24 protein-coding genes and 3 pseudogenes are annotated in these 26,586 nt (G+C 55.5%); 21 read left to right on the plus strand and 6 right to left on the minus strand.

Going from position 1 to position 26,586, the window contains the following annotated elements:
* Positions 1–2: 2 nt before the first annotated feature.
* Positions 3–2,101, minus strand: a pseudogene (locus tag AC3I0A_RS00650) (PA5441 family protein).
* A 75-nt stretch (positions 2,102–2,176) separates the two neighbouring features.
* Between AC3I0A_RS00650 and AC3I0A_RS00655 the strand changes: the two are divergent.
* Positions 2,177–2,266, plus strand: a pseudogene (locus tag AC3I0A_RS00655) (efflux RND transporter periplasmic adaptor subunit); the annotation flags it as partial.
* A 44-nt stretch (positions 2,267–2,310) separates the two neighbouring features.
* The gene (locus AC3I0A_RS00660; RefSeq protein ID WP_489378620.1) at positions 2,311–2,475 is read left to right on the plus strand and encodes a hypothetical protein; all 165 of its coding nucleotides are present in this window, start codon (positions 2,311–2,313) and stop codon (positions 2,473–2,475) included.
* A 34-nt stretch (positions 2,476–2,509) separates the two neighbouring features.
* Here AC3I0A_RS00660 and AC3I0A_RS00665 read toward each other — a convergent pair whose 3' ends face one another.
* Positions 2,510–3,268 carry a slipin family protein gene (locus AC3I0A_RS00665; RefSeq protein WP_489375705.1) on the minus strand — a complete coding sequence of 253 codons (759 nt, stop codon included), beginning with the start codon at positions 3,266–3,268 and terminating at the stop codon, positions 2,510–2,512.
* A gap of 2 nt (positions 3,269–3,270) precedes the next feature.
* Positions 3,271–4,638: an NfeD family protein gene (locus AC3I0A_RS00670; protein WP_489375706.1), complete on the minus strand. Its 1,368-nt coding sequence runs from the start codon at positions 4,636–4,638 to the stop codon at positions 3,271–3,273.
* Between the two features lie 236 nt (positions 4,639–4,874).
* Between AC3I0A_RS00670 and AC3I0A_RS00675 the strand changes: the two genes are divergently transcribed.
* From AC3I0A_RS00675 to AC3I0A_RS00730, 12 genes and pseudogenes are all read left to right on the plus strand, one after another.
* On the plus strand, positions 4,875–5,339 hold the full coding sequence (locus tag AC3I0A_RS00675; RefSeq protein ID WP_489375707.1) for an aminoacyl-tRNA deacylase: 465 nt from the start codon (positions 4,875–4,877) through the stop codon (positions 5,337–5,339).
* Positions 5,340–5,476: 137 nt separating this feature from the next.
* Positions 5,477–5,722: a DUF2789 domain-containing protein gene (locus AC3I0A_RS00680; protein WP_489375709.1), complete on the plus strand. Its 246-nt coding sequence runs from the start codon at positions 5,477–5,479 to the stop codon at positions 5,720–5,722.
* A gap of 143 nt (positions 5,723–5,865) precedes the next feature.
* Positions 5,866–6,111: a type II toxin-antitoxin system Phd/YefM family antitoxin gene (locus AC3I0A_RS00685; protein WP_489375710.1), complete on the plus strand. Its 246-nt coding sequence runs from the start codon at positions 5,866–5,868 to the stop codon at positions 6,109–6,111.
* Positions 6,101–6,382, plus strand: a complete 282-nt coding sequence (locus AC3I0A_RS00690; RefSeq protein WP_489375711.1) for a type II toxin-antitoxin system RelE family toxin — start codon at positions 6,101–6,103, stop codon at positions 6,380–6,382. Before AC3I0A_RS00685 ends, AC3I0A_RS00690 begins: the two co-directional genes overlap by 11 nt.
* 305 nt (positions 6,383–6,687) lie before the next feature.
* Positions 6,688–6,966 carry a hypothetical protein gene (locus AC3I0A_RS00695; RefSeq protein ID WP_489375713.1) on the plus strand — a complete coding sequence of 93 codons (279 nt, stop codon included), beginning with the start codon at positions 6,688–6,690 and terminating at the stop codon, positions 6,964–6,966.
* 411 nt (positions 6,967–7,377) lie between these two features.
* Positions 7,378–8,010, plus strand: coding sequence for an NADH:ubiquinone oxidoreductase subunit N (locus AC3I0A_RS00700; protein ID WP_489375715.1), 633 nt, complete (start codon positions 7,378–7,380; stop codon positions 8,008–8,010).
* A gap of 181 nt (positions 8,011–8,191) precedes the next feature.
* Positions 8,192–9,703: a YdgA family protein gene (locus AC3I0A_RS00705; protein WP_489375716.1), complete on the plus strand. Its 1,512-nt coding sequence runs from the start codon at positions 8,192–8,194 to the stop codon at positions 9,701–9,703.
* Between the two features lie 246 nt (positions 9,704–9,949).
* Positions 9,950–10,510: a YbhB/YbcL family Raf kinase inhibitor-like protein gene (locus AC3I0A_RS00710; RefSeq protein ID WP_489375717.1), complete on the plus strand. Its 561-nt coding sequence runs from the start codon at positions 9,950–9,952 to the stop codon at positions 10,508–10,510.
* An 86-nt stretch (positions 10,511–10,596) separates the two neighbouring features.
* Positions 10,597–12,348, plus strand: coding sequence for a vWA domain-containing protein (locus tag AC3I0A_RS00715; protein WP_489375719.1), 1,752 nt, complete (start codon positions 10,597–10,599; stop codon positions 12,346–12,348).
* 37 nt (positions 12,349–12,385) lie between these two features.
* Positions 12,386–12,973 carry an RNA polymerase sigma factor gene (locus AC3I0A_RS00720; protein WP_489375721.1) on the plus strand — a complete coding sequence of 196 codons (588 nt, stop codon included), beginning with the start codon at positions 12,386–12,388 and terminating at the stop codon, positions 12,971–12,973.
* Positions 12,970–13,662: a hypothetical protein gene (locus tag AC3I0A_RS00725; RefSeq protein WP_489375722.1), complete on the plus strand. Its 693-nt coding sequence runs from the start codon at positions 12,970–12,972 to the stop codon at positions 13,660–13,662. Before AC3I0A_RS00720 ends, AC3I0A_RS00725 begins: the two co-directional genes overlap by 4 nt.
* Before the next feature lie 20 nt (positions 13,663–13,682).
* A pseudogene (locus AC3I0A_RS00730) lies at positions 13,683–13,932 on the plus strand (hypothetical protein).
* Here the strand turns inward: AC3I0A_RS00730 and rhuM are convergent.
* The 3 genes from rhuM to AC3I0A_RS00745 form a co-directional block, all read right to left on the minus strand.
* Complete coding sequence (gene rhuM, locus AC3I0A_RS00735) at positions 13,848–14,189, minus strand: RhuM family protein (RefSeq protein WP_489375723.1); 342 nt, start codon at positions 14,187–14,189, stop codon at positions 13,848–13,850. The pseudogene AC3I0A_RS00730 and the gene rhuM sit on opposite strands and share 85 nt — an antisense overlap.
* Positions 14,190–14,282: 93 nt before the next feature.
* Positions 14,283–14,450 carry a hypothetical protein gene (locus AC3I0A_RS00740; protein WP_489375724.1) on the minus strand — a complete coding sequence of 56 codons (168 nt, stop codon included), beginning with the start codon at positions 14,448–14,450 and terminating at the stop codon, positions 14,283–14,285.
* Between the two features lie 292 nt (positions 14,451–14,742).
* A complete protein-coding gene (locus tag AC3I0A_RS00745) occupies positions 14,743–15,474 on the minus strand; it encodes a gamma-glutamylcyclotransferase (protein WP_489375726.1) in 732 nt (243 codons plus the stop codon).
* Positions 15,475–16,675: 1,201 nt separating this feature from the next.
* Between AC3I0A_RS00745 and AC3I0A_RS00750 the strand changes: the two genes are divergently transcribed.
* The 7 genes from AC3I0A_RS00750 to AC3I0A_RS00780 all read left to right on the plus strand — a co-directional run bounded on the left by AC3I0A_RS00750 (position 16,676) and on the right by AC3I0A_RS00780 (position 26,583).
* Positions 16,676–17,518 (plus strand): TIGR04255 family protein, encoded by an 843-nt coding sequence (locus AC3I0A_RS00750; protein ID WP_489375727.1) that lies wholly within the window; start codon positions 16,676–16,678, stop codon positions 17,516–17,518.
* On the plus strand, positions 17,515–18,183 hold the full coding sequence (locus AC3I0A_RS00755) for a transcriptional regulator (RefSeq protein ID WP_489375729.1): 669 nt from the start codon (positions 17,515–17,517) through the stop codon (positions 18,181–18,183). The genes AC3I0A_RS00750 and AC3I0A_RS00755 overlap by 4 nt, the downstream gene beginning before the upstream one ends.
* Positions 18,184–18,185: 2 nt before the next feature.
* Positions 18,186–19,052, plus strand: coding sequence for a hypothetical protein (locus tag AC3I0A_RS00760; protein ID WP_489375730.1), 867 nt, complete (start codon positions 18,186–18,188; stop codon positions 19,050–19,052).
* Positions 19,053–19,591: 539 nt separating this feature from the next.
* Positions 19,592–21,670 carry a type I restriction-modification system subunit M gene (locus AC3I0A_RS00765; RefSeq protein ID WP_489375732.1) on the plus strand — a complete coding sequence of 693 codons (2,079 nt, stop codon included), beginning with the start codon at positions 19,592–19,594 and terminating at the stop codon, positions 21,668–21,670.
* A gap of 15 nt (positions 21,671–21,685) precedes the next feature.
* On the plus strand, positions 21,686–22,081 hold the full coding sequence (locus AC3I0A_RS00770) for a hypothetical protein (RefSeq protein ID WP_489375733.1): 396 nt from the start codon (positions 21,686–21,688) through the stop codon (positions 22,079–22,081).
* Positions 22,056–23,360 carry a restriction endonuclease subunit S gene (locus AC3I0A_RS00775; RefSeq protein ID WP_489375735.1) on the plus strand — a complete coding sequence of 435 codons (1,305 nt, stop codon included), beginning with the start codon at positions 22,056–22,058 and terminating at the stop codon, positions 23,358–23,360. Before AC3I0A_RS00770 ends, AC3I0A_RS00775 begins: the two co-directional genes overlap by 26 nt.
* Positions 23,353–26,583, plus strand: a complete 3,231-nt coding sequence (locus tag AC3I0A_RS00780) for a type I restriction endonuclease subunit R (RefSeq protein WP_489375737.1) — start codon at positions 23,353–23,355, stop codon at positions 26,581–26,583. The genes AC3I0A_RS00775 and AC3I0A_RS00780 overlap by 8 nt, the downstream gene beginning before the upstream one ends.
* Positions 26,584–26,586: the final 3 nt, after the last annotated feature.

Here is a 26,586-nt window from a genome sequence, read left to right on the forward strand (position 1 = left end):
GCTTACCAGTAATACTGCAGCGACTGGCCCCACTGGGTGTCGGCAAAAGCGCTTTTCAACTGACGGAACCAGGCTTTGCGCGCCGCTGGATCAACGTCTTTGCCTCCACAGCTGTTATTGCCCGATGGCGCGTAGCAGTTGATCGCGCGAAACAGCGCATAGGCGCGGTCTTCCTTGGGCGCGTTGGTATTGGCGATCACCTGGCGATAGCCTTCATGACGCGAGTAGATTTCACCCTTGAACGCTGAAGGCGTGGCGCCGAGTTCGGCCGGGTAGGATTTGGCTTCCAGCGGAGCGTCATCAAGGCTGTTGCGCAGGATGAATTCACCCAGACAGTTGAGGCCTTTGGGGTTTTTGCCGTCAGCCTGCAACGCGGCGGCGGTCTCGGCGATGGTCGGGCAGCTGTAGCTGGATTCGGCCTTGTCGCCCTGCCAGCGGAACATCGTCAGCGCCTGGCCGCTGCCATACAAATATCCGAGGCTGACTCCGAGTTTTTCGGCCGATGGCTCGGCCGGCAGCTGTTTGAGGTCTTCGGAAAATTCCGGGTACTGACCGCGCAGCAATTCTTTGTAGAGCAACACGAACAACGCGCTGTCACGTTCGGTGGCGTCCGCTCCCTGGCTGATTTGCTGGCGCAGCAACGGCGCATCGGCCACCAGACGTTGCAGGCGATAACGTACCGCGGGTGTCTTGATCGGTGAATCGGCCGCGAACACCTTGGCCAGTCGCTCGCTGCGTTCGTAGTTGAACGCCAGCGCCAGTTCGACCTGCTCGCGTTGCAGCGGTTGTTTGACCTTGCTCAGCAACTCCAGCCACAGCGTTTCGGCGTCCGTCCATTTCTGCTGTTCATGAAGGGCCAGACCACGCAGGAACTGCTGACTGAAAGCGAGATAGTCGAGCGTGTCCGGGACGCTGCCGGGGAGGACTTTCAGGGCCTGTTCCGGGTTCTTCTCGATGTGCAGATACACAGCCGCTTGCAGGTAGTCGTACAGCACCGGGTGTTGAGCGAACACGGCTTTTTGCGCTTGAAGCGCTTTCAGCGTGAACGGCGTTTGATAGGCGCCGATGGCCATCAAATCGTTGATCGCCAGCAACAGCGGAGTGTGGATCTCGGTGCTCGAGGTATTCAGCAGCTTGCTGTCGACCTCTTCCACCAACTCCGGCAGGGTCTTGTTGCGCTGGGTTTCTTTGGACTCGGTGAGTTGCCAGGCGTAGTCGTCGGCAAGTTTTTGATCGTCGCCAGCCAGCCAATGGACCCGACGGATCAAACCTTTGGCCGAAGCGCTGTATTCGCCCTGTGGATAAGTCTGCAGGTAGCGCTCGAAACCTTGCTCGGCCAATTGCAGGTGGGTGTTATCCACCTGCTCGAGCGTCGGCAGACCCATGTCGTCGAAGGCGTCTGCCTGAGCGGCGTTGAGCGGGATGCGGCCGGTCATATACAGCGCGGTTTCCTTCAGCCATGGCTGATTGCTGTCGGCCAGCAGCGCGAATTGCTGGCTCGCCTCAGTGAAACGGCCGCTGTAAAACCCGGCGGCGCCGCGCAAATAGGTGAGGAAGGCTTTGCCCGGCTCGGACTGGATAGCACTCGGCAACAGGCTGTTTTGCTGCTCGGCCTCCCAGCTGCACGCGGCGATTCAAGGAAGGCCGCGGCGCTGTCTTCATTGTTGCTGCGGCAGCGGCTACCTTCGCCTTCGACAAATTCATTGCCGGCAATGGTGCCGATTTCCTGACTGATGCCGAGTTGGCGCAGCGGCTCATCGAGTACCGAAACCGGTGGGGCATCCGGCGTTGCGGCTGGCGCGACGTCCGGGGCCGGATCGAGACGGCGCAAGTCGAACGGCACCGGGCCGTAACCGGCTTCGCGGTCGAAATTACTCAGAGGCGTCGGGTTCAGAGGCAGGGCGCCCTGATCGGACAACAGCAACCGCAGGTTGGCGCGGCTGTCATTGCCGGGGTTGAGGAATGGCACGTTATTGCAGTGGCCGCCCCCGGTCAGTGACCAGTTGGGGCTACAGGCGTCCTGATCGTAACTGGCCTGGGCGGGGAGCGTAAACGCGGCGCCAAGCGCCAGTGTCAAAGACGACAGAAGACCAATACGCATGAATTGTCCTTAATCCTGAAACGCATGAACTCAAGGGCTGCGATCATACCGCGCTCTGGCGAAGGCGTATCCACTGAAACCAATGCTGCTCAGGCTGCCAATCGTGGTGCCAACGAAGAGCTGGCGCACAACAAACAACTGGCTTCGCTGAGTTCGGTCGGGCGTCGTTCAGCAGTCGCGAAGACTACATTGCCCGGCATATTGGCAAGTTGCTGCAAACGGGTCTTGAGCACTGCCGCGAGTTTGGCGGCCTGGTCGTCAACTACAGCGAGTTGCCTGCCGCGATGGACGGTCGATTGGCCGGGTTCTTCGGCCTGAATGCCGAGCAGCGAACGGAGGCTTTTGCCGGTGTCGATCGACTTGCCCGCGAATGATCTGAGCCTCACAGAGGTTCGGCTGACTGCCCACTCACCCCTTCGATGACAAATCCGCCATGCCTTTCAACAACTCGATCGGCATTGGGAAGACGATGGTCGAGGTCTTGTCACCGGCAATCGCACCCAGGGTCTGCATATAACGCAACTGCATCGCGCCAGGCTGGCGGCCGAGCATTTCGGCGGCTTGCATCAGCTTTTCCGAGGCCTGCAATTCGCCTTCGGCGTGGATCACCTTGGCCCGCCGTTCCCGTTCGGCTTCGGCCTGTTTGGCGATAGCGCGGATCATCGATTCGTTGAGGTCGACGTGCTTGATCTCGACGTTGGCCACTTTGATCCCCCAGGCATCGGTCTGGGCATCGAGCACTTGCTGGACATCGGAGTTCAGGCGTTCGCGTTCGGCCAGCAGTTCATCCAGTTCATGTTTACCCAGCACCGCCCGCAAGGTGGTTTGCGCCAGTTGGCTGGTGGCCATGAGAAAGTCTTCGACCTGGATAATTGCCCTCTGCGGATCGAGTACCCGAAAGTACAGCACTGCATTGACCTTCACCGAGACGTTATCGCGGGTGATCACGTCCTGCGGCGGCACATCGAGTACCACGGTGCGCAGGTCCACCCGGACCATTTGCTGGACCATCGGAATCAATATAATCAGTCCAGGGCCTTTGACCTGCCAGAAGCGTCCGAGCTGGAACACCACCCCGCGCTCGTATTCACGCAGGATGCGAAACGCTGACACTGCCAACGCGATCAATAGCGCCAACAGCGCGCCAAAACCCAATTCCAGACCCATGGTCATCCTCCTCGTGGTGCCGCCTGCGCCGCAGTCACTTCCAGTAGCAGGCCCTTGCGCGCCACCACCTGCACCTGTTGTCCGGGTCGCAGTGGCATCGGGCTCAGCACCTGCCAGTTTTCCCCTTGTAGCTGCACCCAGCCGTTGTAAGGGTTATCGGGTTGCACGGAGATTACTGGCGTGATGCTGCCCACCAGTCCTGCATCACCGGCGACCTGTTGTCGCCGTCGCGCCCTGATCGCCATGCCCGCCAGTGCCATGAACAGCACGGCACTGAACATGGCCAGGACGATGATCAAGGACAGCGGAATGCCGTAACCCGGCACATCGGTGTCCATCAGAATCACCGCACCCACCACAAAAGCCGCAATCCCGCCGAAACCGATCACCCCGAACGTCGGCAAAAAGGCCTCGGCCACCATGAAGGAGATGCCCAGCAGAATCAGCGCCACGCCGGCGTAGTTCACCGGTAGCAGTTGCAGGGCATACAACCCCAGCAGCAGGCAGATTCCGCCCAGCACGCCGCCGGCACCGGTGCCCGGGTACATGAACTCGAAGAACAGGCCGTACACGCCAATCATCATCAGGATCAACGCCACGCTGGGATGGGTAATCACCGACAACAGTTTTGTGCGCCAGTCCGGGTCATGGTGGATCAGCACGGCGCCAAAGGTATGCAGCTGCACCTCCTGGCCGGCGGCGTTCAGGGTCTTGCCGTCGAGTTGTTTGAGCAGACCGTTCAGATCGTCCGCCACGTAGTCGACCACCTTGAGCTTCAGCGCTTCCTGAGCCGACAGGCTGACCGCCTCACGCACCGCCTGCTCGGCCCAATCGACGTTGCGCCCGCGCAATTGCGCCAGGCCTCGGATATACGCGGCAGCGTCGTTGATCTGTTTGTGGGTCAGGGTGTTTGTGGTGGGTTCGGGCTCTGGATTTTTGTCGGAACGTGGCGCCGCCGGTGGACCTGGCTGCCCGGGTATACCGATTTGTACCGGTGTCGCAGCGCCCAGGTTGGTGCCTGGCGCCATGGCGGCGACATGGCTGGCATAGAGAATATAGGTCCCGGCGCTGGCGGCACGGGCACCGCTGGGGGCGACGAAACTGGCCACCGGTACGGGGCTGGCGAGGATCGCCTTGATGATTGAGCGCATCGAGGTGTCCAGCCCTCCCGGCGTGTCGATGCCCAGCACCACCAATTGCACATGCTCTTTGGCTGCCTTGTTCAGGCCGCGAATAACATAGTCGGCGCTGGCCGGGCTGATCACATCGTTCACCGTGAGCACCATTACCGGGTCCACAGCCCACGCCTGCCCGGTCGGTAGCCCGATCAGCAACCACAACAACATTGCCCGCCATACACACTTGCCCATATGACCCTCCCGGAGAGTCATGCGCCTCAGGGCTGTCACCCATTCGTTGGCCCTTGAACTGGAGTTTAGTTGAGCAATGGGCTGAGCGAACTTTGATCAGTTATGTCGGCAAACCGGTCAGCAGTTTGTCGGGACAAGGGTGGTCGGTACCCGATGCACGGCCTAGACTCTTTAAGGGGCAATCAAGTTATTTACCCACTGTCCGCAAGCCATTGCTTCGGACACCGAGGTGTATCATGCGTATGGCAAGAACCGTGCATTTGAGCCTGGAACAGGCCAAATGCGAATATGACGTTGTGACTCATCCGCACTCGGCGAGCAGCCTGGAAACCGCCCGGGTGGCGGGCATCCCCGCTGAACGCGTGGCGAAATCAGTGATCCTCGACGACCACCACGGCCACTACCTGATGGCCGTCCTGCCCGCCAGCCGGCATCTGGACCTGAGCAAGGTTCGTGGCAGCAGCGAATGGCAAATCACCCGCGAAAGCACACTGGCCCACCTGTTCAACGACTGTGAACGTGGCGCTGTGCCTGCGCTGGGCGAATCCTATGGCATGGACATGGTCATCGACCCAATGCTGACCCGCCAGAAGGACATCTACCTCGAGGCCGGCAACCACAACAACCTTGTCCACCTGAGCATGGACCAGTACCTGAAAATGGTCCCCCATGCCGAAGTTTGCGAGGTCAGTCATTCATGACGATCTGCAGTGATTGTTGCGCCACCTTCACGGGCAAACTCGCTCCTTAGTAGGAGCGAGGCTTGCCCGCGATCGACTGCGAAGCAGTCGCAAAAAGACCTGCAGCCAACTCAACAACTGAAACCCGGGAGCTCCCCATGGAATCACCCATCCACAGCCTGCCATCCCTGTTCAAACAACTCGGCCTGGACGATGACCCCGTCAGCATCGACCAATTCATCGCCACTCACTCGCCGCTCAAACCCGAGCTACATCTGGCCGACGCCTTCTTCTGGACCGAGAGCCAGGCGGATTTTCTGCGCGACGAGATTCTGGACGACGCTGATTGGGCAGAGGTGGTGGATCAGCTGGATGTGTTGCTGAGGAAGGGGCGGGGGGTGTAAAAATCTGAGGGGAATCGCCTAAATATACAAAAATCTGGTGAGCGTTGAAAAAATCTGGGGTTAAAGCGTATTTGTGAGTTTTTTCTGGGTTGCTCATAAACAGTCAATAGACCAGAATTAAGACCTGAATAGAGGTCTTAATCATGCAAAGTGTTCTGGCCGACATGGCCGTCAGTGTGTCCGAGTTGAAAAAAAATCCCTCAGCAGTATTGAGTGGCGCCCATGGCGGGCCGGTTGCAGTGCTGAATCACAACCGTGTCATGGGGTATATGGTCCCGGCCGATGTGTTTGAGGCCATGATGGAACGGTTGGATGATATGGAGTTGGCCGAGCTCGTTCGTGCTCGTAGTCATGAGACGCCCATACCGGTAAGCCTGGATGACTTATAAGCTTGAATTCCTGCCGTCCGCACGCAAGGAGTGGGACAAGTTGGGGCATACCCTGTGTGAGCAGTTCAAAAAGAAGCTGGCTGAACGGCTTGAGTTGCCTAGGGTTCAATCGGACTCACTGCACGGTATGCCTGACTGCTACAAGATCAAGTTGAAGGCATCCGGGTACAGGCTGGTTTATCAAGTGATTGACGAGCGCGTGGTCGTCTCGGTGGTGGCTGTCGGTAAGCGCGAGCGCAGCGCCGTGTATGAACGAGCTAAAAAACGCTAAGAAAAGTAAGCAGCCCAGCTGTCTGGTTGCACACCCCGAACCATCCCCCCTATAGTTCGCCCCGTCGCCGCACATCGGTGACAGGATTTGGCGATCCTTTTTCTACGACGCGTTTCAGCGCACTGATTCCATGCTTCTACCCTTTGGGTGAAGGCATGCTGATCTATGGCGGCTGTGCGCGGGAGACCTTCGGGTCTGCCGGGTTTCGTAGATAACCGGTTCGCCAACCTGCGTACAGCTGCCACCCTTTTTCGTTTGGCGACGATCAATGGAGGCTCCAAAAAATTATCTGCGAGATGTACACGATGACTCCATACCGTCCGCTGAAATCCAACCCAACCGCCGCCTCTGTTCTAGCCTTCAACACCTTCGCGGCTACCCATCTTCTGCACGAAACCGCTTGTAGCCGTGTGCGCATTGGCACCGATCTGCTGGAAACCCTCACCTCGGTCACCATCCGCGATATCGACGATCAGGATCTTTATCGCTTGGTCAACGCAGCGTTTGTGTCGTTGCGCGATGGCTTGGACATGATGGAAGAAGTGCAGCATCGCCTAGTCGCCCAAGCATTGAAGACGACCTGACGATTACTGAAAGAGGTGTCTGGCGCAGAACCTGTGGTGAGGGTGCTTGCTCCCGTCGGCCGGTCCGCGCTCGGGCGAAGCAGTCGTAAAACTGGCGACTGAGACCTACTGAACAAGCGCGGCGGCTGATTTCAGGGCCGCTGCGCGCCCCAGCGGGAGCAAGCTCTTATCAAACAAAGTATGGCGCTTGTCTAGAAACCAGATTTACCTGCTCGGCATGCCGTCTGCGCCACTCAAATTGCCATGAGCTAGATCGATTTGTTCCTGGTGATGGTTGGGAAAGTGGACGAACGCGAGGTTCCGGGCACGCGAAACCCTGAAGCCGTTGCTATGCTTTGATCAGTTGGTCGGCGCGCGGCTGTTTGCGCCTGTGCATGGATCAAGGCTCTATTGGTCATGGGGATTCCAACAATGAAAAACCCTTATGCTCCCGGCTTCTGGTGCGCCATCACTGCGGTGGTGCTGCTTTCCGCTACCTATTTCTACGGCATCATGCTGGCTCAGCAGATCGACAAAGCGCTGCTTTTTCTCGACAGCGTCATCGCACTGATCGCCGTGCTGTCGATTGCAGTCGTTGCCTGGGCCTTGCTTCAGGGCCAGCGGATCAAGAAAAAACAGCTCGAACAAGGCAAAACCCTGGTGCTGATCTGGGACACCAAGGTTGCGCTGCGCCGGGTTGAAACGGTGTTTGACCGCTACTTCTGGGGCAGTTACTGGCAACCGGGCCGCACCTTCCAGGAAGTCATGGGCGAACTCAGCGGCACACCACTGGAAAAAAGCCTTGAAGCCCTGAAGCAGCAATGCCTGGTTCTCGACAAACAAATCGCCCACGGGCGGCACTGGCTGAACAACGCCCGCGAACTCTCCGACGTCGCCACTGCCATGGCCCGGGAGCGCTATCAACTGGATTTCTACGACCCGCGCTCGGAATCACCCGCCGGGACGGTGATCAATCGGGACTTTGAAGTGCTGGTGTACACCTGGACGGCACGCCTGAAGAGTTTTGATCATCAACTGGATGAGATTGAAGTTCAGTATTCCTGAGTCATATAAAGATCATTCCCACACTCCCGCGTGGGAATGATCGTTGTTTCATACTCATATTGAGTCACCCCGTGCGGCAAATGCTAATCTCTCACCACTTCAAGCGGAGTCGAGCCGCAACCCGTCAGGGGTTCAGGGAAGACGACCACACTTTCAACAATGGACACTGAGCGGGTCAAACATGAATAAATCTGCAGGCGTACTGTTAGGGATCGTTGTCGCAATAGGTGCAATCAGTGCCGGCGGCGGCTGGTATACCGGCACCAAACTGGAAGGGGTGCTGCAAACCTCGATTTCCGATGCCAACAAAGAGCTGCAAGGCGCCATGGTCGGCTCGAACGGCACCGCGACCCTGGAATTGGTCTCGGTAGACCGCCAGTTGTTCAGCAGTACCGCGCATTACCGCTTCAAAGGTCAGGGCGCAATGTTCAGCGAGGCCCCTGAAGGCGTTGAATTACTGTTCGTCGACCGTATCGAACACGGTCCGTTGCCATTCTCGCGTCTGGTTACGTTCAAGTGGTTGCCGGTCCTGGCGAGCAGCCACTACGAGCTGGAAAAGACCCCGTTTACCGAAAAATGGTTCGCCGCCACCAAGGATGTTTCCCCGCTCAAGGGCGTGGTCAACATCGGCTACGACCGCGCCACCGAAGGCACCCTCGAACTGCTGCCACTGGATTTGGTGCTGGACGAGCAGTCCAGCCTCAAGTTTTCCGGTCTGAACTTCAAGGTTTCTGCCAGCCCTCAGGGGCAGAAGATCAAAGCCGACGGCTATATGGATAGCCTCACACTGTCCACGACCTCCGAAGACCAGGCGCCGGTCAAGATTGAATTGAACGGCCTGACGCTGGCCAGCAACCTCAGCAAAAGCAGCTACGGCTATTACCTGGGGCAAAACACCGTCGAGCTGACCAGCACCAGGACCACCTTCGGCGACAAGCAGTCGGTACTGACTTTCAAAAAAGCCGAAATGAAAAGCTTCACCCAGGAGTCCGGGACTAACGCAGCGGGTCGCGCCGATTACAAGGTTGGCGAAATCGCCCTCGACGGCAAGTCGATCGGCGCCGCGCAGATGGCCTTGAGCATGAAAAACCTCGATATTCCGGCCACCATGTCGCTGATGCAGGTTTACCAGACCAAGCTGCAACCCTACGAGGCTGCCGCCGCCGCTGCGGCTGCCGCGGGTGAGCCGGCGCCAGAGCTGAACCTGACTGAAGCCGAGGAGGCTCAGGTCAAGGCTGATCTGGAAAAACTGCTGGATGCCAAGCCGCAGATCGCCCTGGAAAACCTTTCGTTCAATACCGCCAACGGCGAAAGTCGTGTGAGCCTGGTCGTCGATCTGGCCAAGCCGCAATCGATGGACCTGCCGACAATTGAAGTGGGCAAGCAGCTTATCGCGCTATTGGATTTCAATCTGTTGCTGTCCAAGGCGATGATCTCCGATGTGGCCAGTATGCAGGCGCAGATGGAAGGTCAGAGCGATGCCAAGGCGATTGCCGAGCAAGGGACCATGGCCAGTGAAATGGTCAGCAGCATGGCGGCCGGGACTCAACTGGCGACACTGGACGGCAACAACATCGTGAGCAAACTGCGCTACGCCAACAATCAGGTGGATTTCAACGGCCAGAAAATGACCGTTGAGGAGTTCATTGGCTTCGTGATGAACAAAATAGGTGGCACTGTCACCGTCCAGTAAATCATCTGTCGGATCAGCAACAACAGCTTAAGCATGCAGCTTTGAAACCCACTGAGTCTTGCCGGTTCAGTGGGTTTTTTCATGAATGCAATTGCGCCTGCAACGCGGTCTGGAAAGTCGTTGGTAATTCGGAGTGAAGAGTTGGTCATACCTGCGAGGATCAGCCAATCCCCACTGCCACCTCACGATCGGTCCAGCTATAGTTTGCGGGCCGACGACGGCCCTCTCAGGATAAGGTGCTCTGGTATGACCCGATTTGCTTCGCTCACCCCTTGGCTGGCGGCCGTTGCAGTTGCGCTTTGCGTGCAACTGCCGGCGCAGGCCGAGGAGCGTTTCAGCGTCAGCATTCCCGGTGTATCGGACGACAGGTTGTTCACCACGGCCAGCGCCAGTGATGCCAGTGGCTGCGGCGGGCAAAATGTTTCCCCCGCCCTGAGCTGGACCCCTGGCCCTGAAGGTACCCTCAGCTACGCCATCGTCATGCACGACCCGGACGGCCAGAAAGGCCAGGGTGTCGATCACTGGGTGCATTACGGGATCAAGGCCGCCACTCACCACATTCCGGCCGGTGTCGGCGCAAAATCTGCCCTCGAGGGGGTTGGCGGGAGCAACAGCAAAAACACCACCACCTACATCGGCCCGTGCCCGCCGGTGGGCGACAGCGCCCATCACTACCTGATTCAGCTCTATGCCCTCGACCTCGCCCCCGATGCATTGCCCGCCGATCTGACCCGTGCGCAGCTGTTGGAGAAAATCAAAGGTCATGTGCTGAAAAACAGCAGTGTGGTGCGGCGTTATCAGCGCTGAAAAATTATTTCTCGCGGCTTAACCCGAATCGCCAAGGCTGTCCGTCTCACAGGATGAATGGATCATTTCCTCCTGAGGTCAGCCACATGTCACTTCCTCTGCATTTTCTTCGCCCTGCCGCGCAGGGCTTCGCTATCGGGTTGCTGGTGAGCGTTGCCGGCTGTGGTGTGTCATCGCCCCCCGATGTGGCCGCTCCCCAGCCGCCGGTGCAAGGTGCGTTGCAGTCCGAGGTGAAATCCTCGGCGAAACGCGAGGCGGTGATGGCCGATGCATCAGTGGCCAAACACAGCCAGCGAGCGGTGCCCGCACCTGCCGCGATGTACGCGCCCATAGCCGCCGGTGAGGCTTACCCGGCGGGCTATCGGGATGAACAGCGCGAGCAGTATCAGGCCTTGGCGGATAACCCGATCCAGAGCGTCGCCCAAGCGCCGGTTTCGACCTTCAGTGCCGATGTCGACACCGGCAGCTACGCCAACGTGCGGCGCCTGCTCAATCAGGGTCGCTTGCCACCGGAAGGCGCGGTGCGTCTGGAGGAGATGGTCAACTACTTCCCCTACGATTACGCCCTGCCGAGCGACGGCACGCCGTTTGGCGTGACCACCGAGCTGGCGCCGTCGCCCTGGAACCCGCACACCCGTCTGCTGCGCGTTGGCATCAAGGCCTCGGATCGCGCAGTGGCTGAACTGGCGCCGGCGAATCTGGTGTTTCTGGTCGACGTGTCCGGCTCCATGGATCGCCGCGAAGGGCTGCCGCTGGTCAAAAGCACCCTGAAGCTGTTGGTCGATCAATTGCGTGAGCAGGATCGGGTGTCGGTGGTGGTGTATGCCGGTGAATCGCGAGTGGTCCTGGAGCCGACTTCCGGGCGCGACAAGGCGAAGATCCGCACCGCCATCGACCAATTGACCGCCGGCGGCTCGACAGCCGGTGCGTCGGGTATCGAGCTGGCCTACCAGATGGCTCAGCAGGGGTTTATCGCCAAAGGCATCAATCGCATCCTGCTGGCCACCGACGGCGACTTCAACGTCGGCGTCAGCGATTTCGACAGCCTCAAGCAGATGGCTGTGGATAAGCGCAAAACCGGCGTATCCCTGACCACCCTGGGTTTTGGTGTGGACAACTACAATGAACACCTGATGGAACAACTAGCCGATGCCGGCGATGGCAACTATGCCTACATCGACAACCTGCGCGAGGCGCGCAAGGTGCTGGTCGATCAACTCGGTTCGACCCTCGCGATGGTGGCGAAAAACGTCAAACTGCAACTGGAGTTCAACCCCGCGCAAGTCAGTGAGTATCGGCTGCTCGGCTATGAGAATCGTGCGTTGAAACGCGAAGACTTCAGCAACGACAAAGTCGATGCGGGCGAGATCGGTGCCGGGCACACGGTCACGGCGTTGTACGAAATCGTGCCCAAAGGTGAAAAAGGCTGGCTTGAGCCGCTGCGTTACACGAATGAGCAAGCGAATCCGCGGGATGGCAAAGCCAATGAACTGGCGATGCTGCGAGTGCGCTATCAACTGCCTGAGGGCGGTAGCAGCCGCTTGATCGAGCGGCCGATTGTGCAGGGCGAACACTCTGGAAAACTGGCCCAGGCCAGCGATGATCTACGCTTCGCGGCGGCAGTCGCGGCGTTTTCCCAGCAGCTCAAGGACGGACGCTACACCGGCTCGTTTGGGATGAGCGATACCGCGACACTGGCTCGCGGCGCACGGGGCGATGACCGGTTTGGTCTGCGTGGCGAGTTTGTGCAATTGGTCGAGCTGGCGCAAAGCCTGCAAACTCCGGCAGCAACGCTGGGTCAGCGCCCGAATGCAGCCGGCGACAGCAGGGTCGAATAACACCGCCGGGAGCAGAGCCAAGGAGTCCGTTACTGACATGTCTGCTGCGAATGCGTCATCCACCGACAGCGCCGGCAGCGATGAAGCGCTGCTGGCGCGCTATCGCACCGGCGATGCGGCGGCGTTCGAGGTTTTGTATGCGCGTCATCGCCAGGGCCTGTACCGTTTCCTCCTTGGTTTGAGCGGCAAAACCGAGCTGGCCGAAGAGGTCTACCAGGAAACCTGGCTGAGCCTGATCCGCAGCACCAGTCAGCCCCAGGGACGGGCGAACTTTCGCACCTGGCTCTATCAGATCGCCCGCAACCGCCTGATCGATCACTGGCGTAAACAGGGTATTCGAAATCCCCTGCACGATAGCTATGACGAACAGACTCATGCGCTGATCGATGATGCGGCAGGGCCGGAGCAGCTACTGACCTTGAGTCGCGACAGCGTGCGTCTGGAGGCGGCGCTGCAGGACTTGCCCGCCGATCAGCGCGAAGTCTTCCTGCTGCGGGTCCACGGCGACCTTGAGCTGCCACAGATCGCGATCCTGACCGAGACGCCGCTGGAGACGGTGAAAAGCCGTTTCCGTTATGCACAGCAAAAACTGCGTCGGCTCCTCGCCGAGGAGGTACTCACATGACTGATTCTCGACAGACGCCGGAATCGGCCGAAGAAGATGTCCTCAAACATTTTCGCCAACAGGCGACGGGTGAACCGCCGGCCAGACTGGATTCAATGATCCTCGCCGCCGCTCGCCGCGAAGCTCCCGCGCCGTCGCCAAGCCTGTGGCAACGCTGGTGGCAAGCCTGTCAGCGGCCGCGTTGGCAAGTGGCGTTTGCCAGCCTGGTCGGTGTCGCGTTGATGGTGACGTTGGTGCAACGCTCGCCGGAGCAGCAGCCGATGTACGACATTGCACCTGAGGCGATGCCGCCCGCGTCAGTCAGCGCCGAGCGTCAAGCTGCACCCGTATCGTCTGAACTTGTCCGGCCAGTGCCGCAACCGATTCAGAGCGCACCTACCGGCGCCTTGTCAGCCCCTGCACCTGCACCTGCCGCTCCGATGGCCAATTTCGCCAAACCGGCGCAGACCGAGTCGTTCAAGGCTGAAATGCAGGAGCAAACCAGCAAACCCATGGCGGATGAGGCGAAGGCCAAGGTGAGCAAACGTGCAGCGGAACCGGCCAAAACACTGGATGACGAACTGCGAGAAGTCTTGCGCCTGCGTGGCCTGGGTCAGGTAAAAGCTGCGGAAGATCAACTGGCGGCATTGCACAAACGCTATCCAGAGGAAAATCTGGCGGCTCGGCTCAAGGAGTTGCAGGAACAGTGAGGTGAATAGCGATCAGCGGATTGGCGTCGATAATTGAAAGGGCGCACTATCGAGCCAATTGCTGATGCGTTGGAAGAAGCCGTGGCACAAAAAATCGACCGCATCGCCCAAATGCTCAACTGTCCGGTAAAGGGTGAGGAACTGCGACGAGCGATTACCGAGAGTCGTAAGGATTTTCTGCTGAATCAGCCGGAAGAAGAGGACGTCGATGACGACGACTTCGAGGAGGATGAGGATTGGGACGACGATCTTGACTGGACGACAGAATGAAAAACCGCTTCGGCGTTTTTTTGTGTTCTGTTGGGTCGGATCTCGGCCAGGGTAGGTGTGGGCAACTGACGGAAATGGGGACCGTGGATTGAACGTACGTGGTAGCTCACGGCGATGATCATCGGCAGCGACTGGTGCATCAGCAGGCGGCTGACCTGACACGAGCCATCGATTTGAACTGTCAAGTTTTCCTTGACGGTTGCCTCTGCCTTGACTAGATCGCCAGTGCTTACCGGTAGTTGACGAGATGTCCTCAACCCTTATAATCGCCCACAACACGGCCCCTGTCGGTTGATGCGCTTCGGTGCTGAGACTGCTCAGGGGTTTTTTATTGCCTGGACTTTTCCGCCTTACCAGTCGCGTTTCTGCCAGTCTTGGTCGATCCCCATCCCGTCCAGACTGAGACCCAGATGGGTCAGATTGGGGAAGTCATTTTCCAGCAGTGCCTTCAAGCGTTTCCCCCAGCTCGATGATGGGTTGATGACCTTCATCAGATGCTGGGTGATGCACAGAAGCATGAACGGACGAGCCCGACGGTGTGCGTCATCATCATCGCCATATTGAACGCATTGAGGAAAACGCAGGATAAGGTAGGTGTTTCAGGCACTGACAGCAATTGCTGGATCCAGAACGCAAAAAAGCCCCAGACCCTAAGACCTGAGGCTTTTTCGTTTGTATCTGGTGCCCAGGCGTCGTTTGAACTGAAGGCTATGAGGCCCATTCTGTAAGGGTTTGTCTGAGCGCGCTTCAGCAAGGCATACACATGGGCATACACAGCGACTGCTGCTGTGGTGGTAGCTGTGAACAAAATCATCCCTTAGGATTTGTGCCCGGATGATCGTTCCAGTCGCAAACCCCACAACTGAGATATGAGTCACCATCAGGAGCAATGTCGATATCGTAGTGCTTGCGAATGTCGCGAGATTTACAAATCGGGCATTGGTCTGTCCTATCCTGTTCTTCGCGTTTGAGAATCTGCATCAAATGACCAACGACTGTTTGGCAGGTGTGTATGGCTATCGAAGATGCCGTCCTGCTTGCGCTTTTGGTGTGGGTCAACCAGTTCGATAGCTGCCAAGCCTCCTTGGCCAGATTCTTCAAATGCTGACGCAACTCCTTGTTGCTCCCGCCTCCACATAGATGATTCATCAACAATTCGATCCATGCGATGAAATTGGCATCCTGAGGGCGTTCCGCTTCTTGGGGAATTTCGCTCAATCTTCTGACTGCACCCATCAGCGAGACCAATGCCTCGCGCAACAGCATGCCTACAGCTTGAAAGTCTTCTGCTTCAACCGCCGCGTCATGACGAGCATCCGCCTGGTCCATGCGTCGAAAGACCTCATCAAACGGTGTGGGGTCCGAGCTATCTATCCGATCAGGCCGGCTCCTGAGCCGCATCATCAGGCCAATGTGGAAAGAGATGGTGTAGTCGAGTGTCGGGAAATGCTTCTGGGAGTATAAATTCGTGAGGTTCGTAATGACCCACCAACGATCTTTATCGGTCGTTACGTCCCAAATTTCATAGATGTCTCCCAGCACAATTTCTTTTTTGATTCGCTCTACATGCTGAACAATCTCATCGGGTGCCTGGCCCTCTACATAATTAGCGATGTCTCTTTCAGCATGGAGGTCGCTCTCGACGCTGTAACGTGAGAGTTCATCGGCAGGGACGGGGTGGGAGTGAATGGTGCACTCTCCTTAATCGGCGAATCTTGCTCATCACTCATCATTGCTTTCCTTGCCAGTCGACTAGTCATTTTCAATAGCACTGCTACGGCGCGTGCGCCAGCCGAAACGGTGGGGATGACAGCTTGGGTTTCAGAATCTGCTGGGGACCCTGAGGGTTTGCTCGTTACACGGGGTCGGAAACCCGCGAGATCTTGGTAGCGGCAGTTGCCCCAGCGTACTGAAATTTCAACGTTGAAATTGAAAGGATCTTGAAGAGAAAAGGCCATCGTTACCGCCTCGGTAACGATGGTCGATAGTGTTCTCGATAGCGAACGATTGAGCCCCGTCAACCACAGCGATCATGTCAACCACGTCGACCTGTCAACCAACTTAAAAATCCCAGCCGCTAACACGATCCCGCGGGTTCTTTGTCCCGTACCAATCGGAACTGCTCAGGGTCCGGCGACCTCCAACGCCATAAGGCAAATGCACAGGTGAACCGCAGTTCGCCCAGTTCACCTGTTCACTAAGCTGGGAACCTTTCCGCTAACAAAATCGGGCGGGTTACTCGCCCCGTGTTGAACCGAAAACCTCAGGGGCCCCGTCAAATTCCAGAAGTCCAACCTCATGAGGTCGTTCCTTCGCTGATGGAATCATCACTAATGGGGGGCAGGGGAGCTAAAAAGGACGTGTTACGAGAGTTATAGGTGTTACGGGCGAAGTTAACACACTGAAATCATTAGATTTTTTAAGCGTTACACAGCAGAGAGACATCATAGGGGTTGAGTGTTACGAGTCCGTTCAGTGTTACAGCAAGCTAGGCTTGTAATAGACAGCGAATCGTTCTCGGGCAGAGGCTTAAGTAAAGCTGAGACTGCTTGTTTTACGTGAATATGTAGGGTGTGAGACGAGTGGCGCGCGAAAACGCCATTAGCGAGGGATACGGTTAGACGAAGGGTGGAGGCAAAACTGGACATCAACACGACACCTGCTATACAGATGTTGTCAATTGCTTTGTCAAATACGGTAGGATGCGCATCCGTATCGAGCACGTCGAAGCCTAGGAGGGATCATGTCTGAGCGAGAAGGTGTGCTGCCTAATGCACCATTGGTCTACGCGTTAAGCGTTCTCAGATTTTCCACCGTCTTGTTGATGCCGAAATTAATTCCGACGATTCAACATGAAATTCGCAAGATCCTGCCCGAGTTTTTCCAGATGACGAAAGGGCCAGGCATCAGCGTGCCACAGGCAGGTGAGCCGAACTCTTGGGCGTTTCTTGATCGGGATCTGAAATATGCTTGCGTCTTGGCTAATGATCATCTGATTTTACAGAGTATTGGCTACTTACATTTCGATCGACATGTAGAGCTATTTCGAACCTGTGTAGACGCTGTTCAGAGTGCGACCGACGGTCTTGATGTTATCGGCATGGGTATGCGGTATGTGGATAAAATCGAACCTGTTGAAGGTGAACGCTTGCAGGATTACCTTCCTGAGGCGTTGCTTCCTCTCGAGAATGAAGCCATAGCAGGAATTGGTCATGGTGTTGGTAAGCCCCCGCTAGGGGTATCCACCACGACGTACCATTTTGATCCGCAGTTCTTGCACATTCGGTGTTGGCGGCAGCCTGGAATGTGGGTGCCAGATGACATTGTGGAACCAGCAATGGTGTTTGAGATTGCTAAGCAGTCTCGAGCTGGAGGTCAGCGATTCTCACAGAATACGCTAGCCTTTACTCAGCTTAGTGATAATGGAGCATTGCTCGACACCGACGCATACTGGCCACTGCCTGTCACAGAGCGATTGACCACTCAAGACATCGTTGAGCGCCTCGGGCATCTTCACTCTATGGCGAACACGGCGTTTCGAAGCGTAGCAACGGAATATGCTTTTAACGTTTGGAATGGAAAATGAATACTCAATCAGCAAGTGTGTGGACGTCAGATCGAGACTCTGAAAATTTTTGGAATTCAGTGTGGGAGAAACCTGAGCAGAATCCTCGGTCTGCTAGTAGTACGGTAAACCCGTTGTTGGTCACTCCGCTGGCAGCGCTGGCCAGCGCGATCGATCTGCGTAGAGAAAGTACCGAAGCTTCCCTGCTGCCAATCAGCTCCGGCTTTAGGATGATTAGGCATTTGCGAGCTAACTGGATTCAAGTTTCGGTACATACTGCCCAAATACCAGACGTTACCCCTTCCCTCATTGAAGGGCTTCGGAGTAGATTCGGATTCTCGGATAATGCGCTTGGAGAGTTATTTGGGGTATCCCGGCAGACGGTATACAACTGGCGTTCTAAGAAGACTTCTGCGGACAATCCAGACCGCATCCGTGCGTTGGCGGAAATCTTGTCAGCTATGAGCGCTGAGGATGCGCCTTATATGCAACGCGCTATTTTCTACCCTTCTGCCGATGGACGGCTTATCCAAGATGTACTTTCCGATGATGGCTGGGCTGAAGGTGGCTATAGTGCGGTTGAAGCCTTTATTGGTGAGCTCGCCACGAAAGTACAACAACTTAAAGCGCGTGACCAACGGACGATCGCCCGCCTCAACCATTCCAGTCAATCTTCGATGGGCTAACTATGTCCGACGGCTTCTCTGGCGACTCGGTTGTTGAAGCAATCAGTAATCAAGGGTGGCTTCAGGGCGACCTGGTTGCCGGTGAAGCTTTATCAAGCTTCATCCCGGAAAAGGTGCTCTCCGAGCAGTTAGAAGGGAAGCTTCCTACCTTTTGGATTCTTGCTTCCCATTCTTGCACAGTACATGCCCGTAACTACGAGGATGCCCCATCGGTGGAGTGGGTGGCATGTAAACTTGTTAAGAAGAAAGCATATGCGAAATGCCTTAACGCTTCGAATCCGCGAAAACTGCATCTGCCTATTGCAGAGAAGCTGCACCTTGAGCTGAAGATACAGCGTCGTATCTGGACACCCCGATCCGTGCTTCCAACTCTCGAAAGAGAGCGGGAGTTGAATCTAGATCCGTTGTCGAAAGAGACTTTTGGATACTGGCTGGGCCATAGTTACACGCGGCTCGCGATGCCGGACAACCTGGTCGAGCGCCTTCGTATCCAAAGTGCAGACGGTCCAATTGGGCTGGGGGTTCAGATCGAACAGTTCATATCTGAGCGAGGTGATCTGCTTCATAGCGCGTGGGTTTCGTACGAGCCAAAGATTGAGCTTCCGGACTCCTCCGAACCATATATCATTTCCTTCCGGTTTTTGATCAAGCCCCAATATAAGCGGAACCTCGACGAAGCCCAGCATTATTTGAATGCATTAATTGATGCTGCGCCAGCCCTGCCGACCGGACTGATTTTTGATGATGCGGTAGTCACACCGCTTCAGGATTTCACTATGTTAGATGCCGAAACGTATACACGGTACAACACCTATGACTGGTTGAGCTTGGGCGAAGATGGGGACGAGCTGCAAGAAGAAAGTGAGTAGGGCTGCAACGCAATTCATCGGTGTTTCGAGGTTATTTCGGGATTTGTGTCGGTGGAACGCCAGGCCATCCGAGGAGCTTTTTTGGCCAATCCTCCGTGTAGTCCGGTTAAACCGAACAACTGAATCCCTCCAGCAGCTCGCCCTGAGGCATGAAGGATGGGCACAAAAAAGCCCCAGACCCTAAGATCTGAGGCTTTCTCGTTTTTGCGTTTGGTGCACCAGGCGGGATTCGAACCCACGACCACTGCCTTCGGAGTCCTAAAAGTCGACGTTTAGAATCAACACGTTAGCTCTGTTTATCTGGAAAAACAATGGGTTGGGTTAGCTGGGGTAAGCGGATTTTCGCGCCGGCTAGCGGGATGAGTGTGGCAAAAATGTGGCATTTTTAGCGGCTCAAGTCCGGAAAATTTGAGAACTTTTTATACATCAGCTTAACGCAGAGCACTCAAGCGCACGTTTTGGCTGGTATCCACCCTCCCTCCTTGGGATACTCCTGCTCATTGCCTAAAGCCACACCTCGAATTCCTTAAGCAGGATCTATGACCAAAGAGCAGTTGCAGAAACTCGAAGCCGACCTATGGCGCGCCGCTGATAATCTGCGTGCTAACTCCGATCTGAAGGCTAGCGAATACTCCACTCCAGTCTTGGGGCTGATCTTTCTAAAGTTCGCGGACAACAAGTTCAAGCAACACGAGAAGGCCATTCATCGCGACTTCCTCGCCTACAAAGACACCCGCCTGGAAAAGTCGCTGGCCGATATCGCCATCGAGAAATGCGGGTTCTATCTACCCGATCACGCCCGTTATGACTATCTTCTCAACTTGGAAGATAGCAAGGACATCGCCAAGGCTATCAATGAGGCGATGAAGGCCATCGAGCAATACAAACCCGAGCTTCAAGGCGTGTTACCGCAGGACGAGTACTTCCGCCTGACCCGCTCGGCGCAAAACAAGGGCATCCCCAAGGAGTTGCTGCGTACCTTCAACGACATTCCCCAGGATTCCAGCGGCGATATCTTCGGTCAGATTTACGAGTACTTCCTCGCCGAGTTCGCTCTCTCCGAAGGGCAGGGTGGAGGCGAATTCTTCACCCCGCGTTCGGTGGTCAAACTGATGGTGGAAATCATCGAGCCCCATGGAGGCAAGGTATATGACCCGGCCTGCGGTTCTGCGGGTATGTTCGTCCAGTCCGCGCAATTCATTGAGCAGCACCGTGCTGACGCCAATCACGCCAATGACGGCGATATCTATGTATACGGCCAGGAAAAGACCCTGGAAACCGTCAAGCTGGCTAAGATGAACTTGGCAGTAAACGGCCTGCGCGGCACCATCATGCAGGCCAACAGTTATTACGAAGACCCGCATAACAGTTTCGGTCAGTTCGACTACGTGATGGCCAATCCACCGTTCAATGTCGACGACGTATCCCTGGCTACGGTGGAGAACGATCACCGTTTCAACACCTATGGAATCCCGCGCAACAAATCCAAGACTAAGAAAGGCGAGGAAGGTAAGGAAACCGTTCCCAACGGCAATTATCTGTGGATCAACCTATTCGCCACCTCGCTAAAACCTAAGGGCCGCGCCGCCTTGGTGATGGCCAACTCTGCTTCCGACGCCCGCCACTCCGAGGCCGAGATTCGGCAGACGTTAATTGAGAACAACTTGATCTACGGCATGCTCAGCCTACCATCGAATCTGTTCTACACAGTCACTCTGCCGGCTACCCTGTGGTTTTTCGACAAGGCCAAGCAGGACCAGTGCATCCTGTTTATCGACGCGCGTAATATCTTCACTCAGCTCACCCGCTCCCTGCGCGAGCTTAACGACGAGCAAGTGCAAAACATCGCCATCATCAGCAAGCTGCATCGCGGCCAGCGTGATGAATTTGTGCGTCTCATTGAGCGTTACTTCGCCGCCGGCGTGGCACGTTTGGTGGAAAACCAGCCGCATATCCAGCCATTGTCCGATCAACTGCTGGATCTGTTGCAGGAAGCGGAAGGTCGGGAGGCGGTGCAGGATCTGCGTGAACAATGGGTCGAGTTGAAACCGTTGCAGGATGCCTATTCTGCCTATCAGGCCAAGTACCTGAACGATAAAGTAGTAGATGCTAAGAATCACGCTCAGCATGCCCTGCGCGAAACTTTCGATCCCTTTTTCGCCGCCTTACATGCCAACCTAAAACGTCTCGACAAGGCGGTGCGCCAGCACGAGAAACGCTTGGGCGATGCAGCCAAAGCGGAAGGCAAGCGCGGGAGCACTGACCGTGAAACCAAGCTTCTGAAAACCGCTCTAGAAAAACTGCATGGCGAAGTCAAAGGTGCGGAAAGCTACTTCCAGCACATCCACTGGCTGCAGGAACGCTTTCCTACTGCTCAGTACGAAGATGTTATTGGTCTATGCAAGTTAGCCACGCCTGAGGAGGTTAAGGACCAGGACTACTCGCTCAACCCAGGCCGCTATGTTGGCGTCGTAATCGAAGTGGACGGCAAGACCGAGGAAGAGTTTATCGACGGCCTGCTGACTATGAACGACGAGCTAACACGTCTCAACGATGAGGCCCGCGAGCTGGAAGGCGTCATCGCCCACAACATCCGCCAACTAACTGGTGAGGTGTAAGAGGTGCTGCCAAACGTGGGTAAGGCGAAGGAGCATTTAAGTATGCTGCGGGGCCGCCCGCCTGCGGACTGTCTTCACGCTATCAACGTCAAGTTCAAGGGCTTCGCCAAAGAAATTATTAGCTTCAATATATGCAAGGACAGTCTCGACAGCTGGCGAGCCATCACCGACAAGCATGTGAAGCATAACGCCAATGTCCGAGCTCTATTCTGTGAGCGTGGCAGAATGCCCGAACAGTTACCGCCCGCCGAAGACCTGAAGAAGATCGAGCGTCGGCATGCCGCCGAGGCAAAAAGCTGCAATAAAGTGTGGGGCTTTTGGATGTTGAGTCAATTTAAGAATAGTCGGCTAATCTCGAAAAAATTTATGAATCTAGGTGTTGATGATGCAAAGCTACGAGCAGCAATTTAAATCGTTAGCAGATATCGGCTCCATAAATAGGGGCAAGTCTAAACATCGCCCACGCAATGATCCTTCGCTATATGGTGGAGATTACCCGTTTGTTCAGACCGGTGATGTAAAAGCAGCACACTTCTACTTATCCAGCTTTAGTCAGACATATAATGAAAGGGGGCTGGCGCAGAGTAAGCTTTGGCAGCCGGGAACTCTTTGCATAACAATAGCCGCAAATATTGCAGAAACCGCAATATTGAAAATCCCAGCATGCTTTCCTGATAGTATTATTGGGTTCCTGCCCAAAAAAAATGTCGCAGACGTACGCTTTGTAAAATACTGCTTAGACACTTACAAGCAACAGATGAAAAGTATTTCTCAAGGCACAACTCAAGATAATTTGAGCCAAGAAAAACTACTTAGTATAAAGTTTAAAATTCCTTCATTCCAAGACCAACAAAAAATCGCTGCTATTCTTTCGGCCTATGACGACATGATCGAAAATAATCGTCGCCGTATCGAGTTGTTAGAGCAGATGGCCGAAGAGCTTTACCGTGAATGGTTTGTGCGCTTTCGCTTTCCTAACTATCAGCAGGCAAAATTTGAAAAAGGTGTGCCTGTCGGCTGGGATATAGCTGAGGCTAAAAAATACTTTCATTATGTGAAAGGGAAAGCATATAAAGGTGAAGAGCTTTCTGAGAAGGAGAGCGATATACCTTTCGTCACCCTCAAGTCGTTTAATAGAGGTGGGGGATATCGCGGGGAAGGATTGAAGCATTATTCAGGAAAATTTAAACCAGAGCAAGTTGTCTATGATGGCGACATTGTCATGGCTGTAACCGATATGACACAGGAACGGGAGGTTGTTGGGCGTGTGGCGCGAATTCCAAATATTGGTGCTCAAGGCGCCGTAATATCTCTTGATGTCATAAAGTTAACGCCAAAAGAAATATCAAAATCATACTTGTATAGCTATATGCGCCTATCAGGCTTTGGTCGCTATATTAAGGAATTTGCCAACGGAACTAATGTTTTGCATCTTAGTCCAGAGGTGGTTGTCAGGCAAAAAATTATAATGCCACCCGAGAGCCTTAGAGAAAAATTCTGTGCTGTAGTGGACCCAATACATATTGAACTTGATGCATTAACCGATATTTGTAAAAGTCTGCTTGCCCAGCGAGACATGCTGCTGACGCGCCTCATCTCCGGCAAATTCCCCGTGGACCAACTGGATATCCAGTTTCCCCCTAGCATGCGCGAGGCCGCCGCGGCCCGACAGGAAGTAGCCCATGCCTAATCTGTTTTCCGAGAACGACATTGAGCGCACCCTGCTGCGTCGGCTGCACGAGCAATACGGTTATCAGTTGCTCAACTGCATGACCGCGCAGCCCGGCGATTTGCAGGACGGTTCCAGCCGTCGCGACAAACGTGAAGTTATCCTCGGCGACAGATTGCATGCCGCTGCCCGGCGGCTAAATCCGCAGCTCCCCGATGCGGAGCTGGAGCAGGCCCTGGCGCAGTTCGCTGATCGCCGTCAGGCGATGACCCTAGTTGCCGCTAACCGCGAACTGGACGGCCTGGTGCGCGATGGCATCGCGGTGCGCTACCAGCGCGACGGCCAGTGGCAGCAGGAACAGCTGCGGCTGATCGATTTCACAGAGGCTTGCAATAACGATTTTCTCGCCGTCACCCAGCTGTGGATCAAGGGCGTGAATGACAAATACCTGCGCCCGGATGTGCTGCTGTATGTGAACGGCATTCCGCTGGTATTTATCGAGTTGAAGAACTCGAATATTCCGGTGCGTAATGCCTATGACGACAACTTGGTGCGTTACCGGCAGACTATTCCGCAGCTGTTCCTGACAAACGCCTTCTGCGTGCTGAGCAATGCCCTGGAAACCCGTGTCGGTAGCCTGACTGCCGAATGGGAGCACTTTTTCAGTTGGCTGCGGGTAGACGACGAGAAGGAGAAGCTCGACCGTGCACATATCAAGGAACAGGGCGCTAGCATCGAACGAGTGATCGACGGCCTGTTGGCTCCTGAGCGGCTGCTGGACTATGTGGAAAACTACGTGTTGTTCCACAAGAAAACGCAAAAGATTATCGCCCAAAACCACCAGTTTATCGGCGTAAACCGTGCCTTTTCGCGCTTTCAGCAACGCAAGGCCTTGCGCGGCAAGCTTGGCGTGTTCTGGCACACCCAGGGCTCGGGCAAAAGCTTTTCAATGATCTTCTATGCGCGCAAAATCCTGCGCAAACTGCCAGGGCACTTCACCTTTCTGGTGATCACCGACCGTGACGACTTGGACGGGCAGATCTATCGCAACTTCCTCAATACCAACACGGTGCAGAAACACGAGGCGGCGCAGCCGAAAAACAGCGCAGAATTGCGCACCTTCCTCGGTCAGAGCAAGCGCCTGGTCTTCACACTGATCCAGAAATTCCGCTACGACAAAGGCAAGGCCTACCCACTGCTGTCGAGGCGTGACGATATTGTGGTGATCGTTGATGAAGCGCATCGCACCCAGTACAAGAGTCTGGCTGAGAACATGCGTGCCGGCCTGCCCAAGGCTAACTTCGTCGCCTTTACCGGCACGCCGTTGCTAGGTCGGGATCGTAAGACCAACCAATGGTTTGGCGATTACGTTTCCGAATACAACTTCCAGCAATCTATGGACGATGGCGCGACTGTGCCACTGTTCTATCAAAAGCGCGTGCCCGAGGTGCTGATCCAGAACGACGACCTTAGCGACGAGTTCTACCAGATCCTCGAAGAGGAAAACCTCGACGAGGCGCAGCAGGAAAAGCTCGAACGCCAGTTCGCCCAGGAAGTGCAGGTGATCAAGCGCGACGATCGCCTAGAGACGATTGCACGTGACATCGTCTACCACTTCCCCCGCCGTGGTTATCTGGGTAAGGGTATCGTCATCGCCGTGGACAAGTTCACCGCGGTGAAGCTGTACGACAAAGTCCAGCGGCTGTGGAAGGAAGAACTTAAAGCCCTGCGTGGACGGATTAAGGAAACGCCCAACGAGGTGGAAAAAGCCCGGCTGAAAAAGATCGTCGCTTATATGCACGAGGTGCAGATGGCTGTGGTGATCAGCGAGGAGGCCGGCGAGGAGGAGAAGTTCAAGCTGCAGGGCCTAGAAATCGCCCGGCATCGCCAGCGTATGAATGCTCTGGATGCGCATGGCCATGATGTCGAGCACAACTTCAAAGACCCAGAACACCCTCTGCAACTGGTATTCGTCTGCGCCATGTGGCTGACCGGGTTCGATGCGCCGACCGTATCCACCCTGTATCTCGACAAGCCGATGAAGGGCCACACCCTGATGCAGACCATCGCCCGCGCTAACCGGGTGACCTCGCACCAGATCAACGGGGTGAGCAAAGGCAACGGCGAAATCGTCGATTACTACAACGTCTTCCGCAATATGAAGCAAGCCTTGAAGGATTACGCTCAAGGCGAAGAAGGCACTGATGAGCCTCCTGTGCAGGACAAGAGTGTGCTGCGCGGGTTGTTGGACGACGCTATTGCTGAGGGACTGGGTTACTGTCGCGAGCGTGACATTGCTTTGGAGGAGGTTCTCGGGCGTGAGGAGATCTTCAAGAGTCTCAGCCGCTTCAATGAGTTCGCTAACATCTTGCTCGGCAACGAGGAGTGGCGCAAAACCTTCAACGTCTACCAGAACACGATTGCTGCCTTATATGAGGCATGCAAACCGGAAATACTTGGTAACTCATTGGTGCGTGTAGTGGCGGCATTTGATTATCTGCGCGGTGTGGTTGATAGCCTGGCTGAGCAGGTGGATATCGATGTGGTAACCCGGCGCATCGATGAACTACTGGATGAAAGTGTGGTGGTGGATAACGCCGAAGCCTTCCATCAACAAGAGTCGCAGGGCTCCTATCAGATCGTGCGCAAAGGACGTACTTGGGATTTGAGCAAGATCGATTTCGACAAGCTACGTGAAGAGTTCAAGCAAACTGCTTATAAGAATATTGAGATCGCCGATCTGCGTGGGTTTCTGGAAAGGAAGGTGGCGCAGATGCTGGCCGCCAATAAAACCCGCAGCGATTTTGCCCAACGCTTGCAGGAGATTATTGATCGTTATAACTCCGGTGGTTCTGCTACTGAAGACTATCACGAAGAATTGATGCGTTACCTCGAAGCACTAAGCGCCGAGGAAGAGCGTCATACTCAAGAGGGGCTGAGCGAAGACGAATTGGAGCTGTTCGATCTTTTGAAAAAAGACAACATGACTCAGGATGAAACGCAGAAGGTTAAATTGGCGGCCAAGTCTCTTCTCCTGCGCCTGTTAGAAGGTCAACCTAAGGTGCTAGTACAGGATTGGTTTAAAGACGGCCAGACTAAACGTGTGGTGAGAACCACCGTGGAACAGGTTCTGAACAGCAACTTGCCTGATAGTTATGATCGGGTCATTTTTAAAGAGAAATGCGACAATGTCTTCGAGTTAATAATGGACTACGCTAGTGACGGGCGTAAATGGGCTGCTTGAGCA

The sequence above is a fragment of the Pseudomonas sp. KH_024_B2 genome, from assembly GCF_057839965.1.